Origin of the sequence: Octadecabacter algicola, from assembly GCF_021532625.1 — a bacterium.
In the GTDB taxonomy this organism is placed as follows: Bacteria; Pseudomonadota; Alphaproteobacteria; order Rhodobacterales; family Rhodobacteraceae; genus Octadecabacter; species Octadecabacter algicola.
The window spans coordinates 26,883-42,547 of record NZ_JAKGAR010000004.1; the positions used below are offsets into that span (position 1 = coordinate 26,883).

15 protein-coding genes are annotated in these 15,665 nt (G+C 55.3%); 4 read left to right on the forward strand and 11 right to left on the reverse strand.

What is annotated here, in order from left to right; all coding sequences use genetic code 11:
- Nucleotides 1–20 precede the first annotated feature (20 nt).
- From L0666_RS15220 to coxB, 10 genes are all read right to left on the reverse strand, one after another.
- Complete coding sequence (locus L0666_RS15220; protein WP_235262253.1) at nucleotides 21–1,427, reverse strand: FAD-binding oxidoreductase; 1,407 nt, start codon at nucleotides 1,425–1,427, stop codon at nucleotides 21–23.
- A gap of 85 nt (nucleotides 1,428–1,512) precedes the next feature.
- The gene (locus L0666_RS15225) at nucleotides 1,513–2,097 is read right to left on the reverse strand and encodes a GNAT family N-acetyltransferase (RefSeq protein ID WP_235262254.1); all 585 of its coding nucleotides are present in this window, start codon (nucleotides 2,095–2,097) and stop codon (nucleotides 1,513–1,515) included.
- On the reverse strand, nucleotides 2,097–3,362 hold the full coding sequence (locus L0666_RS15230; protein ID WP_235262255.1) for a M16 family metallopeptidase: 1,266 nt from the start codon (nucleotides 3,360–3,362) through the stop codon (nucleotides 2,097–2,099). Before L0666_RS15230 ends, L0666_RS15225 begins: the two co-directional genes overlap by 1 nt.
- Nucleotides 3,359–4,747 (reverse strand): threonine synthase, encoded by a 1,389-nt coding sequence (thrC, locus tag L0666_RS15235; protein WP_235262256.1) that lies wholly within the window; start codon nucleotides 4,745–4,747, stop codon nucleotides 3,359–3,361. The genes L0666_RS15230 and thrC overlap by 4 nt, the downstream gene beginning before the upstream one ends.
- A 14-nt stretch (nucleotides 4,748–4,761) precedes the next feature.
- The gene (locus L0666_RS15240) at nucleotides 4,762–5,427 is read right to left on the reverse strand and encodes an SURF1 family protein (RefSeq protein ID WP_235262257.1); all 666 of its coding nucleotides are present in this window, start codon (nucleotides 5,425–5,427) and stop codon (nucleotides 4,762–4,764) included.
- 79 nt (nucleotides 5,428–5,506) lie between these two features.
- Nucleotides 5,507–6,310: a cytochrome c oxidase subunit 3 gene (locus L0666_RS15245; protein ID WP_235262258.1), complete on the reverse strand. Its 804-nt coding sequence runs from the start codon at nucleotides 6,308–6,310 to the stop codon at nucleotides 5,507–5,509.
- 40 nt (nucleotides 6,311–6,350) lie between these two features.
- Entirely contained in the window at nucleotides 6,351–6,953 is a 603-nt protein-coding gene (locus tag L0666_RS15250) for a cytochrome c oxidase assembly protein (RefSeq protein WP_235262259.1), read from the reverse strand.
- Nucleotides 6,950–7,198 (reverse strand): hypothetical protein, encoded by a 249-nt coding sequence (locus L0666_RS15255; RefSeq protein WP_235262260.1) that lies wholly within the window; start codon nucleotides 7,196–7,198, stop codon nucleotides 6,950–6,952. The genes L0666_RS15250 and L0666_RS15255 overlap by 4 nt, the downstream gene beginning before the upstream one ends.
- A 3-nt stretch (nucleotides 7,199–7,201) precedes the next feature.
- Nucleotides 7,202–8,143: a heme o synthase gene (gene cyoE / locus L0666_RS15260; protein ID WP_235262261.1), complete on the reverse strand. Its 942-nt coding sequence runs from the start codon at nucleotides 8,141–8,143 to the stop codon at nucleotides 7,202–7,204.
- A gap of 85 nt (nucleotides 8,144–8,228) precedes the next feature.
- Complete coding sequence (gene coxB / locus L0666_RS15265; protein WP_235262522.1) at nucleotides 8,229–9,083, reverse strand: cytochrome c oxidase subunit II; 855 nt, start codon at nucleotides 9,081–9,083, stop codon at nucleotides 8,229–8,231.
- A 195-nt stretch (nucleotides 9,084–9,278) separates the two neighbouring features.
- Here coxB and tldD point away from each other — a divergent pair, with 195 nt between their 5' ends.
- The 3 genes from tldD (at nucleotide 9,279) to dprA (ending at nucleotide 12,620) form a co-directional block, all read left to right on the forward strand.
- Nucleotides 9,279–10,700 (forward strand): metalloprotease TldD, encoded by a 1,422-nt coding sequence (gene tldD, locus L0666_RS15270; RefSeq protein ID WP_235262262.1) that lies wholly within the window; start codon nucleotides 9,279–9,281, stop codon nucleotides 10,698–10,700.
- Complete coding sequence (locus tag L0666_RS15275) at nucleotides 10,697–11,179, forward strand: hypothetical protein (protein ID WP_235262263.1); 483 nt, start codon at nucleotides 10,697–10,699, stop codon at nucleotides 11,177–11,179. The genes tldD and L0666_RS15275 overlap by 4 nt, the downstream gene beginning before the upstream one ends.
- Before the next feature lie 274 nt (nucleotides 11,180–11,453).
- Entirely contained in the window at nucleotides 11,454–12,620 is a 1,167-nt protein-coding gene (dprA, locus tag L0666_RS15280; RefSeq protein WP_235262264.1) for a DNA-processing protein DprA, read from the forward strand.
- 6 nt (nucleotides 12,621–12,626) lie between these two features.
- Here the strand turns inward: dprA and L0666_RS15285 are convergent, their stop codons facing one another.
- Nucleotides 12,627–12,803, reverse strand: coding sequence for a hypothetical protein (locus L0666_RS15285; protein ID WP_235262265.1), 177 nt, complete (start codon nucleotides 12,801–12,803; stop codon nucleotides 12,627–12,629).
- A gap of 190 nt (nucleotides 12,804–12,993) precedes the next feature.
- Between L0666_RS15285 and topA the strand changes: the two genes are divergently transcribed.
- Nucleotides 12,994–15,639, forward strand: coding sequence for a type I DNA topoisomerase (gene topA / locus L0666_RS15290; protein WP_235262266.1), 2,646 nt, complete (start codon nucleotides 12,994–12,996; stop codon nucleotides 15,637–15,639).
- Nucleotides 15,640–15,665: the final 26 nt, after the last annotated feature.

The window sequence follows — 15,665 nt, forward strand, 5'->3', positions numbered from 1 at the left end:
CAGGACCGCCCAGTGCAAGGTCACCGCGCCGCGAGAACAGCACCAGGATTAAGAATGCCACGCGGATCAAGCGCATCCTTGATCGCCCGCATCATCACGAGCTTTGCCGGATCACCATAGGTTTCTAAATCCGTGACCTTCAGACGCCCAATACCATGCTCAGCACTGACGGATCCGCCGTACTGATGAACAAGATCATGAACAGCCGTTTTGATGGCCTCACGTTGGTTGGTAAACTCATCGCGGGCGCGCCCTTTGGGGGGAAAGACGTTATAATGTAAGTTGCCGTCCCCAAGATGCCCGAAGCAATTTATCCTAAACGCGCCGACCTGCGCCAAGCAGTCTGGCGCTTTTGCGATGAACTCTGGCACTGTGGAAATCGGCACCGAAATGTCGTGCGACGAAATCGATCCGATCCGGCGATTGCCTTCGGGTATTTGTTCCCTGATGGTCCACATATCATCTGCCTGTTGTTGTGACTGTGCGATCACCCCATCGAGGATCAGGTCACCAGCGGCCTCAAACAGGGTCTCAAGCGCGGCTTGAGCAGATTGACCTTGAGCAACTCCAACCTTCGTCAAAACGCACCATTCGGGTGTCGTCGCAAACGGTGCACGGTAGTCCAGCGCCACTTCATCCAGGAAATCGAGACCTTGACTATGAATAAGCTCAAACGCCGTTATGCTTTCACCGAGTTGATCCCCCGCTTTCGAAAGCAGTGCCACTGCCGCAGCTGGATCTTGCACCACAAACATCGCAGTTGCTTCATCCGCAGGGCGTGGCATCATTCGCAGGCTAGCGCCTGTAATGACGCCCAACGTCCCCTCGGACCCGATCATCAGATCCCGAAGATCATACCCGGTGTTGTCTTTGCGCAAGCGGCTCATGCCGTTCCAAATCGTGCCATCAGCCCGCACGACTTCAAGTCCCAAACACTGCGCCCGTGCATTGCCGTACCGGATGACATTCAAGCCGCCCGCATTCGTCGCCAGTAGCCCACCCATCCGCGCGGATCCCTCAGAGGCCAAAGACAGCGGGAACAATCGCCCGACATCAGCCGCCGCCTGCTGGACATCAGCAAGAATGACCCCTGCATCGACCTCAAGGACGTTTTCATCGGCGTAGATGCCCCTAACTTTGTTCAACCGTGCCAGCGACAGAATGATCGGGTTAAGCTCTTCGGTGATCTGTCCGCCAACCAATCCGGTCCCACCGGAAAACGGCACCACAGGAACATGCGCCTCAAAACAAGCGGCCATCAACGTCGAAACCTCATCTACCGAGGCAGGCGAAACCACGACCCCACGCCCCGACCATCGCCGACGCGGTTCTTGCAGAAACCCTGTCGGATCCGCTTGAAACGCCGCGTCAGGCAAAAGCCCACGCAACCGCGCGACAAAACTTTCATCAGCATTGTTCAATGTCATCTCGATCCCTACGGTTCGCCATTGTTGCTCGGGCGAGGCTATCAGGTTGATAGTGCAATGCAGCAGGACGCATGCGCCGAACCTATCACCCTACGTCTGTCTTACCTCGACGGTCATGGCGCAGGTTGGCGTATAACACATGGTTGCGCCAGCGACCGTTGATTTGCAAATAGCTCTGCGCGACGCCCTCGTATTTGTAGCCGCACTTTTCCAATAATGCCCGGGACGGCGTATTCTGGGGCAAGCACCCCGCCTCGATGCGGCTAAGGTCGAGCGTTGTGAAAGCATAATGCACTACGGCTCCAATCGCCTCGCGCATATAGCCCTGCCGCGCAAACGGCTCGCCAATCCAATAGCCTGTCGTTCCTGCTTGGGCAGGCCCGCGGCGAATGTGATCCAAAGTTATTGCGCCAAGTAGCGCTTCGTCACTGCGTCGGATCAAGAATAAGGGCAAAGCTGTCCCGTTTGAGACAGACCGTTGGGCCCAATACACTCGATTTGTAAAACTCTTGCGAGACAGATGATCGCTGGCCCAAGTAGGCTCCCATGGTGTTAAAAATTCCCGCGACTCTTGGCGCAAAGCTGTCCACGCTCTAAAATCCGAATGGATTGGCGGACGAAGCGTAAGTCGGTCTGTCTCAATCCGGACCTTTCGCTTTGTGCGCAACATTAGGCCACCAACCTAGCCTTAAGCGCCTCAAGGGTCGGTGCCTCGTCAATTGGGCCATAGAGCGCCATTGCAGCTGCAGAACGTGTCACCAAATCGGCCCCGAATGCGCGTACATCCCCTGTTGTCACGGAATCAATCCGTTCAATTGTGTCCTCGATTGTCGGCACTTTGCCCCAAATCGCCACCATGCGGGCCAAACGTTCCGCGCGGTTGCTTGGGCTTTCCAGCCCCATAAGCAAGCCGGCCTTCATCTGTGATCGCGCGCGCGCAACCTCTTGGGCGCTCATGTCATCGGCGGCGCGTTTCAGTTCGTCGATCGTCAGGGTCGCAAGATCGCCAAGTTGATCGGCGGAGGTGCCGGCATAGACAGTCATCAAGCCCGTATCAGCATAGGCCCCTGCTTGTGCAAAGATCGTATAACAAAGCCCGCGGTTTTCTCGCAGTTCTTGGAACAGACGCGAAGACATGCCCCCGCCCATAGCAATGGCGTGCACCTGCGCGGCGTAAATTCCGGGGTCGCGGTAATCCGGCCCTTCAAATGCCAGCGCGAAATGAGCTTGCTCAAGCCCTTTAACGACACGGCGTTCTCCGCCTGCAAATGCCGCCGCTTCTGGCGTGTGCGGGAGGGAACGCGGTGGCAGGTGGCCAAATAACTTTTCGGCCAGCGCCAAAAGCTCATCTGGGTCCACGGCACCGGCTGCCGACAGGATCATTTGATCTGGGCCGTAGTGTTCGCCGATAAAGTCCGACAGATCCGCGCGTGAAAAACTGCTCACCCGTTCGCTTGGGCCCAAAATCGTACGGCCCAACGCTTGGTTCGGGTAGGCTTCTTCCTGAAGCCAATCGAAAATCACATCGTCAGGGGTATCATGAGCCTGACCGATTTCTTGCAAAATCACACCGCGCTCAACTTCAATCTCGTTTTGATCGAATACGGGGTTCAACAGAATGTCTGCCAGAACATCCAATGCCAGCGGCACATCGTTTTCCAGAACACGGGCATAATAGGCTGTCATCTCGCGCGAAGTATAGGCGTTGATGTAGCCGCCCACGTCCTCGATAGCTTCGGCAATTTGCAATGCAGTGCGTCGTTCGGTTCCTTTGAACGCCATATGTTCAAGGAAATGCGCGATACCATTCTGATCGGCGCGTTCGTCGCGGCCCCCAGCGGTCACCCAAATGCCGATAGAGGCGGATTTCAGACCTGCCATCTGTTCGGTGACGATGCGAAACCCATTAGAGAGCGTATGTTGTTGGACGGTCACGTGTTCAGCCGCTCCTTAATGAGAGATTGCAACGCCGCGAGGTCGTTTGGAACCTGTGTCATTCGCTCGGGCTTATCAAAAAGGTCTGCCATATGTGGTGGCAGTGGCGGGTGCTGACCCGTTGCCTTTTCCACAGCCGCTGGGAATTTGGCGGGGTGCGCCGTCGCCAGAGTAATCATCGGTGTCGGGCCTTGGTGTTCATCTGCAACTTTGACGGCAACTGCAGAATGCGGGCAAAGCAACTCTCCAGAACGTGTTAGCTCGGATTTGATTGTAGCGTATGTTTCATCCTCGGATGCTCGGCCAGAATCAAACGTGTCGCGCAACATTTCAATCGCACCTTGGCTGATCGTAAATGCGCCATTGTCCTTGAGCTCTTCCATTTGCTCAGCAACGACGGCGCCGTCGCGCCCATAGGCATCAAACAACGCGCGTTCGAAATTGGACGACACCTGAATATCCATGGATGGGCTGATCGACGGTGTCACGCCTTCTTTGACCTGTGCGCCTGTTTCAAGTGTGCGGTGCAAGATATCATTCTGGTTCGTCGCAATGACCAATTGTTCAATCGGCAAGCCCATTTTCTTAGCGATGTAACCCGCAAAAATGTCCCCGAAATTACCTGTCGGAACGGTGAAGCTAACTTTGCGGTGCGGCGCACCAAGTGCGACGGCTGAAGAGAAGAAATAGACAACTTGGGCCAATACGCGCCCCCAGTTGATCGAATTTACGCCAGCGAGGTTCACCCCATCGCGGAATTCGAAATCGTTAAACATGTCTTTCAGCGCAGCTTGGCAATCATCGAAATCACCATCGAGCGCCAGCGCATGGACATTGGATTCCGATGGCGTCGTCATCTGACGGCGTTGAACATCCGACACGCGACCGTCGGGGAACAGGATAAAGACATCCACATTGCTAAGCCCACGAAACGCTTCAATCGCAGCGGATCCTGTATCACCGGACGTCGCCCCAACAATCGTGATCCGTTTGCCTGATCGCGTAAGTGAGGCTTGGAACATCTGGCCAATCAGCTGCATAGCGAAATCTTTGAACGCCAGCGTCGGGCCGTGGAAAAGTTCCAACAGGAAGTGATTGTTGTCGAGCTGTTTAAGCGGCGCGCGGGCGGCATGGTTGAAGTCCGCGTAGGCGGCGCCGATCAATCCGCGAAATTCGTCATCGGTAAAGGTATCGCCAATAAAAGGGCGCATGACAGTGAATGCGATCTCTTCGTAGGATTGGCCCGCCATCGCCGCGATCTGATTTTGGGTCAGCGTCGGCACTGTCTCGGGGACATACAAACCGCCATCGCGCGCCAGACCAGTCATCATTGCTTCTTCGAATGTCAGCTTTGGCGCTTCGCCACGGGTAGAGATATATTTCATGTCAGTCGGCCTCCTCAGGCCACTTTTTGGCGTCTTGAACGCACAATGTAAAACGTTGTCATCGACAACCAGACCACCGCCAGAAGAAACCACGTAATCGCGTATTCCAGATGGTCGTTTTTGATGTTGCGGGTATCGACGGGCAACGGTGTTAGGCGGGCATCATAAGCGGTTGCCGCAGACAGCACTACGAAGACTGGTTCGGTTTCCAATGCCTGTGCCATTGCGTCGACGTCGCGGGCATACCATTCGTCCCCGACGTTCAAAGGATCGGCCGTGTCGTCGGGCCAAACCAAATTTCCTTGAACGGTCACTTCGTCGGTCAGTGCTTCGCCCTCTTCGGCATAAAGCGGCAGCAAACCTTGATCCAACATCACACGTCGACCGTCGGTCAGTTCAAATGCTGAGATAATGTGGTGACCTGTACCCGCTGCGGTGCCGGAATCCAGAAACCGGATCTCGGCGCCTGTTGCGGCACCTTGCATGATTACTGTCAGGTAATTGTCTGATGCGGGGTCGACTATTTCGGGAAGCGGTACCGGGTCTTGCGCTACGCGGTCTTGAATGTCGGAGATGACACCCTCTTTCCATGCAAGACGTTCAACCTGCCAAAACCCCAGCCACAGCAGGACTGCAATGCCGCCAAGACCGATAACCAGAGGGAAGAGGAGTGTCCGCATGAAAGTCCCTGAAAATGAAAAACGCGCAAGGATGCACCTTGCGCGTCTTGTCGTGTCACATGGCTGACGTCAAGGTGCCTTACTGGCCCCAGACGTAGACAGCTGCAAACAGGAACAGCCAAACCACATCAACGAAGTGCCAGTACCAAGCTGCCGCTTCGAACCCGATGTGACGCTCAGGGGTAAAGTGACCTTTGCGCACACGCAGGTAGCAGATGAACAGGAAGATCGTTCCGATCACAACGTGGAACCCGTGGAAGCCCGTCGCCATAAAGAAGTTCGCGCCGTAGATGTTGCCAGCAAGACCAAATGCCGCGTGGCTATATTCATAGGCTTGGAAGATCGTAAAGATCACACCCAAAACAACAGCAAGGATCAGGCCGTACTTAACGTCTTCGCGGTTGTCTTCGTGCACCAAAGCGTGGTGCGCCCAAGTTGCTGCCGCACCGGAGCAAAGCAGTATCAACGTGTTGATCAATGGTAGGTGCCAAGGGTCAAATGTCTCAATGCCCGCTGGCGGGAACTGACCGTCAATCGCAGGGGATTGTGGCCCCATTGGGTACATGGCGTGCTTGAAGAACGACCAGAACCATGCTGCAAAGAACATGACTTCGGACATGATGAACATGATGAAACCGTAGCGTAGGCCGATCTGAACAACCGGCGTGTGATCGCCTTGGTGGCTTTCAACGATGACTTCAGCCCACCATGCGTACATGCAGTAAAGCACGCCAATAAAGCCCATCAAGAACAGGTAAGGGTTGCTAGAGGAATCCATCCAAATAACCGCACCAAACAGCATTACAAAGACGGCAACGCCGGTCAGCAATGGCCAGATTGAGGGGTTCAAAATGTGATAGTCGTGGTTCTTTTCGTGGGCCATGGCTGTCTTCCCTTGTGGGTTTGGTCTTCAATTCAAGTCGTTAGTTTAAGTCGGGGCTCTGGGTCGAATCCAAAGCTGCGTTTTGGGTTTCTTCGGGCAGATCATTCCGGTGGAATGTATAGCCCAACGTGATCGTATGGATATAGCGCCCTTCATAATCGTCGACGATCGCGGGGTCGACAAAGAAGGAAACAGGCATCGAAACGGTTTCACCAGCTTGCAGCACCTGCTGTTCAAAACAGAAACAGTCGATCTTTTCAAAGAACGCGCCTGCCTCATAAGGGGCGACGTTATAGGAAGCGGCACCGGCAATCGGTTCATCTGTCGGGTTCGTTGCTTCGTAATAAGCAAGAACCGTTTCACCGATGCGAACTTCCATTTCCCGCTGCACGGGTTTGAATGTCCATGGCATGTCACGCGCTGTGGAGCTTTCGAAGCGGACGGTGATCGTCTGGTCCAGAATCGTTTCAGATCCGGACTGCGCAACACTCGTGACGCCCCCAAACCCTGTGACCCGGCAGAACCAATCGTAAAATGGTACGGACGCCCAAGCCAATCCTCCCATCAACACAACCACAGACACCGCCTGCGCTGCAGTGCGCGATGGTCCATCAGGGATGCGGTTAAACGGGTTCAGATTCATTCGGATGCCTCGCCCTGGGCGGCGGCATCATCAGCACGCTGTTGTGCGGCTTCCATCGCGCCAGGTTCCAGTTGAGGGCGAGCAACATGATCGAAGCGTTCTAGCTGGCGCACGTCAGTCAATCCCAAAACCTTAACCACAGTCAGGCCAAAAACAATGCCGACCATGCCGACCAGGAGAAGGAATACACCCGTGTTACGGCCTTTGCGGCGTGTGTGGATTTCGTGTTCAACCCTAATCGCCATGGATCACCACCCCGCCCAAGCTGTCAGCCCGTAAGCGCGCAAGATCGCTTCAATCAGTAACGCACCGAAATGGCCAAACAGGTAGTAGATAGAGACGACAAATGTACGGCGTTCAACCGCATGGCTGTCCGCATCACTGTCCACGTCCGTACGTTTCCAGATCGCAAAGCACCCTTTCAGGAACCAAACGTTCAGCACGACAGCAACAAGCAAGTAGAATGGTCCGCCGATGGACGTAAATCCAAGGCCAAGCGCCACAGCCACCAGCGGCAGGCAGTAAGCTAGGATATGATTGCGTGTTACCGTACGACCGTGCGTTTCGGTCAACATCGGCACACCTGCGTCGCCGTAGTCAGATTTTACGAACAACGCCAGCGCCCAGAAGTGCGGCGGAGTCCACATGAAGATCAGCGCAAACATCAGGATACTTTCGATAGAAATGCTTCCTGTTGCGACAGCCCAACCAATCATCGGAGGAAAGGCGCCAGCGGCGCCACCGATCACGATGTTCTGCGGGGTCGAGCGTTTCAGCCACATAGAATAGACAACGGCATAAAAGAAAATCGTAAAGGCCAGCAGGCCAGCCGCCAGAATGTTCGTTGCCAAGAACAACAGAACGACGGCGAACACGGACAGTGTCAGGCCAATGGCCAAGGCTTCACCCGGCTGTACCGCACCCGATGGGATCGGACGGTTGACGGTACGTTTCATGATGGCGTCGATATCGGCATCCCACCACATGTTCAAAGCACCCGAAGCCCCGGCCCCAACTGCGATACACAAGACCGCAACAAAACCGACAAACGGGTTAACGCCTACAGGAGCAACCAGCAAACCAACGAGGGCAGTAAACACGACCAGCTGCATAACGCGCGGCTTCATCAGGGCGAAATAATCGCCCATCTGCGCTTCTTGCATCTGTGTTTGATTGGTCACGTCGGTCATGTGCTTCCTTTGGGCAGGTGGGCGTCACCCACCTAACAGTGGCGAAAGAATGTGAGGGGGTGGGTTCGCCCCACCCCACTCTAATTTAGGCTGGGAATTCTTCGCGCGCAGTGGCGAGCCATTCCTCATATACGTCAGGGTGTACGACTTTGACGGTGATCGGCATGTAGGCGTGGTCCTTGCCACACAACTCAGAACACTGGCCAAAGTAGATGCCTTCACGTTCTGCGTTAAACCAAAGCTGGGCAAAGCGGCCAGGAACCGCATCCTGCTTCACGCCAAATGCTGGGATCGTCCAAGAGTGGATCACGTCAGCACCTGTAACAGTCATCACAACCGTCGCACCCATCGGCACAACAACGGCAGTGTCTGTCGCAAGGCGGAACTCGTCCTCAGAATAACCGGCTTCTTCAAGCTGTGCGACGATATTATCGCTCAAGTTACCCTCATTGTAGCCAATCATATAGCTTTCAAAGAAGATATCTTCGTCTGTGTACTCATAAGACCAGAACCACTGGTAACCTGTCACCGTGATGTTGATATCGCCCTCAGGAATTTCCTGCTGCTTGAACAGAATCGGCAGGGAAAACGCGCCGATAAAGACAAGAATCACAATCGGAACAATCGTCCAAGCCACTTCGAGTGGAGAGTTGTGGGTGAATGTCGCGGCCTCTGGGTTCCGCTTGGCGTTGTAGCGCAGGATCACCCATGCCAGCAAACCAACGACGAACAAGGAAATGATCGTAATGATCACGAGCAAGAAACCATCCAGCCACTGCAAATCGCGCGCAAGTTCAGTTGCGGCAGGCTGAAAGCCCATGGCACCGGGCGTTGGAGCGCCCACAATTTCGAGGTCTTCGATTGCAGTCTGCGCTGTTGCGGCGTTTGCGCCGAATGCTGCGCCGGCGGCTAAGCCCAGTCGTTTCACAAATGTCATCATCTGCTTTTTGATCCCTGTGATAATGGCGCGGCCCCGCGCAGTCTTTAATTCCCAAGAGATTCCAAACGGAATCCCGTTGTATTCAGACGCGGTCATCCCATATCCTGTGAGCCAACTCAAGAGATTGCCCTCACTGTTGCTGTGTCAAAGGGTCGCTTTTTGATCTAAATCAAAGAAACAGACTGGAATAAGCCAATGTCTAACGACCCCTTCCGCCCGTTTGAAACAAATTTGGATCAGGAAACTGCTCTGGCGATGGTCCGTGATGCAACTGCGGGGGCGGATGACGGCGAATTGTTTCTCGAGCGACGCCGCTCTGAAGTCTTGTCGTTTGATGATGGGCGCATTCGCACAGCCAGCTATGACGCATCCGAAGGGTTCGGGTTGCGTGCGGTACGGGGCGAAGTCGCTGGATACGCCCACTCCACCACAATTGATGAACACGCTTTACGCCGCGCCGTTGCGACGACCCGTCTGGCCGTCGGCGATGGCGGCGGATCTTTAGCAGATGGCCCAGCCCGCACAAATACGGTTCTCTATACCGACGCGGATCCGATGGCCGAAGCGACCTTCCCCGCGAAAATTGACCTATTGAAGGAAATCGATGCCTTCTGTCGTGATCTGGACCCGCGCGTTGTGCAAGTCAGCGCCACTCTTGCCGCGTCTCACCAGGAAGTCGTGATTTTGCGCCCTGACGGCATGTTGGTAACAGACACTCGCCCGATGAGCCGCCTTAACATCTCGGTGATCGTCGAAGAAAACGGCCGTCGCGAAACTGGCGGAACGGGCGGCGGTGGCCGTGCGGGTCTCATCGGGCTGACATCCCCTTCACACTGGCAGCCCGTCGCAAAGGAAGCGCTACGAATCGCCCTCGTCAACCTAGAGGCCGAGGCCGCGCCCGCTGGCGTCATGGATGTCTTGCTTGGGCCAGGTTGGCCCGGAATTTTACTGCATGAGGCCGTGGGCCACGGGCTTGAGGGTGATTTCAACCGCAAAGGCACATCCGCCTTTGCGGGTCTGATGGGCCAACAGGTTGCCGCTAAAGGTGTGACCGTACTGGACGACGGCACCATTCCGGATCGGCGTGGGTCAATCACTGTAGATGACGAAGGCACGCCCAGCGCCAAGAACGTATTGATCGAAGACGGTGTACTGGTTGGCTATATGCAAGATCGGCAGAATGCGCGCCTGATGGGAGTCGCCCCGACGGGGAACGGACGCCGTGAAAGTTTCGCCCATATTCCGATGCCACGCATGACCAACACTTATATGCTGGGAGGCGATGCGGACCCCAAGGACATGCTCGCGGGATTGAAGGACGGGATCTACGCCATTGGTTTCGGTGGCGGTCAGGTGGATATCACCAACGGAAAGTTCGTTTTCTCCTGCACGGAAGCGTACCGCGTCAAAAACGGCAAAGTCGGCGCACCTGTTAAAGGCGCGACTTTGATCGGTGACGGTGCGACGGCGATGAAGCAGATTCGCGGCATCGGCAATGACATGGCCTTGGATCCTGGTATCGGCAACTGCGGCAAGGCAGGCCAATGGGTGCCTGTTGGCGTTGGTCAACCAAGCTTGATGATCGGTGGTCTCACCGTTGGCGGAGCCGCCGCGTGACAACATCACGGTTTCCGTTTTGGCGCACAGCACCAGCAGGTATCTCAAAGGCCGGGTATTGGCCTGTCTTAACGGGAACACTCGCGATTCTATTCGGCGCGCCCGCGATTGGTGCCCTAATAGAAGGCGTGCTGACGCTCGTGTCCTACTTTGGCGGCGACACGCCCGAAATGATTGGCTCAATGGCGTTCCTTTTGGTGATCTCTCCGCTCTTTTCATGGATTGTTCTATTAGGTGCGGTCCCGGCCAGCTCTTGGGCCGCCACGAAAGGCTATGCTGGATGGGGCGTTGCCATTTTGGGCGGTGCACTGGGCGGCCTTTTGACAACAATTTTGCTGAATGGTGGACGGTTTTTCCTTCATCCTGAAGTTATCGGCTTTATGGGCATCGGCATTATATTGGCCCTGCTGTACTGGGGCGCAGTTCGAGTGTTTCACCCTACAGCGATTGGCGTGAATATTTATGTGCAAGACGACTAGACCCATCGCTGCGGCCAACTTTACGATACCAAGAAATTTGGTTCGAACGCCGGCTCTCTCGGGCTCCGAAGTCGCATGGGGCATCTAGTCGAAGACAATGGAAACGTTGTCCCCGCATATTGCATTCTTCATTGCGGTGTCGGACCCGTTCGGTATGGCTGCTTTCTGGGGCCTCATGGGGCGACTGCCAAAAAGATCGAACGCGCACCAGAATTGATAACCTTCCATTAACCTTGCGATCCTAAACCTAACTCTGCAACAGGCGGAGATCAGGATGACCGAAGACCACACTTCTTCCACTCACCCCCCACTCCCACCCACCACGGAAGACGATCGGCTTAACCGTCTCCGCCTCTTGCGCTCTCGTAGAGTTGGGCCGGCGACGTACAGGCGTCTGTTGCGTGAATATGGCAGCGCTTACGCCGCCTTGGCCGCACTCCCTGAAATCGCGAATGGCGCCGGAGTGTCTGATTATCGCCCCTGCCCCGAAGGTGTAGCAATCGCAGAGCTGAAAGCAGGGCGCGCCGCTAAAGCACGTTTGGTGTTTGAAGGCGACGCAGACTTCCCAAGTGCCTTATCTGAAATTGACGATGCCCCCGTGATGCTTTGGATGATGGGACAGACCGCAGTTATGTCTCGGCCGATGATCGCATTGGTGGGTGCGCGAAACGCATCATCCCTTGGCACGCGAATGGCCCGAAAACTTGCCGGCGAACTTGGGGAAGCAGGATTCACCGTTGTTTCCGGTCTCGCTCGCGGGATCGATGCGGTGGCGCATGACGCTGCCCTTTCCAGTGGAACAGTTGCCGTCGTCGCAGGCGGGGTTGATGTGATCTACCCTGCCGAAAACGCGGCCTTAGCCCTTAAAATCGCGAAAGACGGCCTGCGCATTTCAGATCAACCGATTGGACTGCACCCCATGGCCCGCCATTTTGTGGCTCGAAATAGAATTATCTCAGGGATGAGCATGGCAACACTTGTTGTGGAAGCAGCCGCAAAGTCAGGCAGCCTTATCACCGCACGCACCGCACTTGACCAAGGCCGCGATGTTTTGGCGGTTCCAGGGCATCCATTTGATGCCCGTGCATCTGGGTGCAACATGCTGATACGCGACGGCGCGACCCTTGTCCGTGGCGCATCTGACGTTCTTGAAATTCTAGGTGACCCAAAAACAGCTGCGCCAAAGCTGCCCTTACAGCAAGCAGAGCAGCCCCTCCAAGGCCCTGACCCTGCTGCCGAACCGGAAACTCGTAATCTGCATGATACCGCCCTACTGCACCAAGATATCCTATCTCGTCTGGGGCCAAACCCGATGGCCGAAGATCAATTGTTGCGGATGCTTAATGCCGCGCCAACGGCGGTGGCCCCCATATTGATGGATTTGGAACTGGATGGGAAGGTCGTACGACAGGCTGGCGGACTGTTAGCACGGGCCAACTAATCTACGCTAGTCGCCGCAACCACCGTCACCGAAATCGCCGTCTGTACTGTAACCATCACGGCCCCATTTTTTGCGCAGCTGGTTAACCCAATGAGACGCAGGGAGACGATCGAGTGCACGTTCAAGCCAAAGAAAACCAGCAATAACCGCAAACACGCATATCCCTATGACCACTTCGTTCATTTGCTCTCACCTCATTGCTAGACAGTTCTAGTTTCCGATGTACTAGACCAAAAACGAGGCAACAAAATGGCCCCTAGCAGCGGGGAATTGTCGCAACGTCAATTCATTCTCAAGATGTTGCATTGACAATCCCCCAACCCCACCCACATTTTGCGCGACGTTCGGATTTGTATCTTTTGAAAGGATTCCCATGCCTGTTGTTGTCGTCGAGTCTCCGGCTAAAGCTAAGACAATCAACAAGTATTTGGGGTCTGACTATACTGTTCTGGCATCTTATGGGCACGTTCGCGACTTGCCCCCTAAGGATGGATCCGTTGATCCGGACAACGATTTTGACATGCTTTGGGAAGTCGCCAGCGACAGTAAGAAGCACATTAAGGCCATCGCCGACGCCTTAAAAGACGACAACGAACTGATCCTCGCGACCGACCCCGACCGCGAAGGGGAAGCGATTTCTTGGCACCTCGAAGAGGCGCTGCGCAAACGCAAAGTCATCAAGAAAGACACGCCAGTCAGCCGCGTTGTGTTCAATGCGATCACAAAATCCGCTGTGACCGAAGCGATGAAAAACCCGCGTGTCGTGGATCAGCCGTTGGTGGACGCTTACCTCGCGCGCCGCGCGCTTGATTACCTCGTTGGGTTCAAGCTCAGCCCTGTGTTGTGGCGCCGCCTGCCCGGTGCGAAATCCGCAGGCCGTGTGCAATCGGTCACCTTGCGGATCATTGTAGAGCGCGAGATGGAGATCGAGGCGTTCAACAACCGCGAATACTGGTCTGTTAGGGCCCAACTTCAAACCCCGCGTAACCAGAATTTCGAAACCCGCCTGACGGTTCTTGCGGGTAAGAAGCTAGAAAAGTTTGACCTCGAGAATGAAACGCAGGCCGAATTGGCCCAACAGGCGGTCATGTCCCGCGACCTTAGCGTAAAACGGGTCGAGGCGAAGCCCGCCAATCGCAACCCGTCCGCTCCGTTCATGACATCAACCTTGCAGCAAGAAGCCAGCCGTAAGTTCGGTTTTGGTGCACGAATGACAATGAACGCCGCGCAGCGTTTGTACGAAGCAGGTCTGATTACATATATGCGGACCGACGGCATCGACATGGCACCCGAAGCTGTAACCGCCGCGCGCGACGCGATCGCGACCAAGTTCGGCAAGGAATACGTCCCAGCCGAGCCGCGGATCTACAAAAACAAAGCCAAGAACGCCCAAGAAGCGCACGAATGTGTGCGCCCGACCGACCTGATGCTGGATGCCGAAAGCGCCAAGATCGCCGATCCGGACCAGCGCAAGTTGTACGACCTTATCTACAAACGTACCGTATCCAGCCAAATGGCTGCTGCCCGCATGGAGCGCACAACCGTCGATATCGGCAGCGATGATGGTCAGGTCGAATTGCGCGCCACAGGTCAAGTGATGCTGTTTGACGGTTTCTTGCGCGTTTACGAAGAAGGCCGCGACGATGTCGACACAGATATTGTTGATGACGATGACAAACGCCTGCCGCAAATGGCCGAGGGCGAAGTGCTGAGCAAAAACTCGGTCACCCCCGAACAACATTTCACGCAACCACCACCACGCTACACCGAGGCGACTTTGGTCAAACGGATGGAAGAGCTCGGTATTGGGCGCCCGTCCACCTATGCATCCATCGTGACTACAATTCAGGATCGCGAGTATGTTCGCAAAGACAAGAACCGTCTGATCCCTGAAGATAAGGGGCGTTTGGTCACGGCATTCTTGACCAATTATTTCCGCAAATACGTGGGCTACGACTATACAGCGTCACTTGAAGAAGACCTCGATCACGTCTCCGCTGGGGACGCCGATTATAAAAAGGTGCTTGCTGATTTCTGGGGCGACTTCAAAACCACTATTGACGAGGCGATGGACAACTCCATCACTGAAGTTCTTGATAAAATTAACGAAGTCCTTGCACCGCACATATTCCCACCAAACGAAGAAGGCACTGATCCGCGCCTTTGCCCGAACTGTGGGACTGGACGTCTGTCGATGCGCACGGCCCGTTCTGGCGGTGCATTTATCGGTTGTTCCAACTATCCGGAATGCAAATACACCCGCGCGTTCGGCCCTCCTGGTGCCGAAGACACGTCCGGCATTCCACCAGAAGGCAAAATGCTTGGCGAAGATGACGGCGACAAAATCTGGATTCACAAGGGCCGCTTTGGCCCTTACGCCCAGCGTGGTGAAGTCACGGAAGAAAACAAAAAGCCGAATCGCCAATCCATTCCAAAAGAATGGCCGCCAGAAGAGGTTACTTTGGAGACTGCGGTCAAGCTGCTGTCCCTTCCCCGATTTATCGGCAAACACCCCGAAGATGGCGTCAACGTTTTCGCAAACATCGGGCGTTATGGCCCCTATTTGAAACACGCGGAATCCACGTCCGATCGTGGTGGCACCAATGCGAACCTCGAGACCCTTGACGATGTGTTCACCGTTGGCATGAACCACGCCGTTGAGCTGCTGGCCGCCAAGGTCGCCAGCCGTGGCCAACGCGGCAAAGCCGCTGTGCCAGTGCGCGAATTGGGCGAGCACCCCGATGTTGGCGGTCCGGTGAATGTATTTGATGGCAAATACGGCCCCTACGTAAAGTGGGACAAAATCAACGCGACGATCCCCGATACGATCGAAGTGGCTGACCTGACATTGTCGCAAGCGGTGACGCTGATCGAAGAACGCGCAGCTAAGGCCGGCAAAAAAGTCGCGCGCAAGGCTCCCGCAAAGAAGAAAGCGCCGGCGAAAAAGGCCGCGGCTAAGAAAAAACCGGCCGCAAAGAAGGCAACGACAAAGAAGAAAGCAAGCCCCAAGAAAGATTGATGCCCGCGATCAGAAAATTTTGCCAT

Coding starts and splice junctions, on each gene's coding strand:
- L0666_RS15220 (WP_235262253.1), bottom strand. CDS start 1,427: ATGACATTGAACAATGCTGATGAAAGTTTTGTCGCGCGGTTGCGTGGG.
- L0666_RS15225 (WP_235262254.1), bottom strand. CDS start 2,097: ATGTTGCGCACAAAGCGAAAGGTCCGGATTGAGACAGACCGACTTACG.
- thrC (WP_235262256.1), bottom strand. CDS start 4,747: ATGAAATATATCTCTACCCGTGGCGAAGCGCCAAAGCTGACATTCGAA.
- L0666_RS15240 (WP_235262257.1), bottom strand. CDS start 5,427: ATGCGGACACTCCTCTTCCCTCTGGTTATCGGTCTTGGCGGCATTGCA.
- L0666_RS15245 (WP_235262258.1), bottom strand. CDS start 6,310: ATGGCCCACGAAAAGAACCACGACTATCACATTTTGAACCCCTCAATC.
- L0666_RS15250 (WP_235262259.1), bottom strand. CDS start 6,953: ATGAATCTGAACCCGTTTAACCGCATCCCTGATGGACCATCGCGCACT.
- L0666_RS15255 (WP_235262260.1), bottom strand. CDS start 7,198: ATGGCGATTAGGGTTGAACACGAAATCCACACACGCCGCAAAGGCCGT.
- cyoE (WP_235262261.1), bottom strand. CDS start 8,143: ATGACCGACGTGACCAATCAAACACAGATGCAAGAAGCGCAGATGGGC.
- coxB (WP_235262522.1), bottom strand. CDS start 9,083: ATGATGACATTTGTGAAACGACTGGGCTTAGCCGCCGGCGCAGCATTC.
- tldD (WP_235262262.1), top strand. CDS start 9,279: ATGTCTAACGACCCCTTCCGCCCGTTTGAAACAAATTTGGATCAGGAA.
- dprA (WP_235262264.1), top strand. CDS start 11,454: ATGACCGAAGACCACACTTCTTCCACTCACCCCCCACTCCCACCCACC.
- L0666_RS15285 (WP_235262265.1), bottom strand. CDS start 12,803: ATGAACGAAGTGGTCATAGGGATATGCGTGTTTGCGGTTATTGCTGGT.
- topA (WP_235262266.1), top strand. CDS start 12,994: ATGCCTGTTGTTGTCGTCGAGTCTCCGGCTAAAGCTAAGACAATCAAC.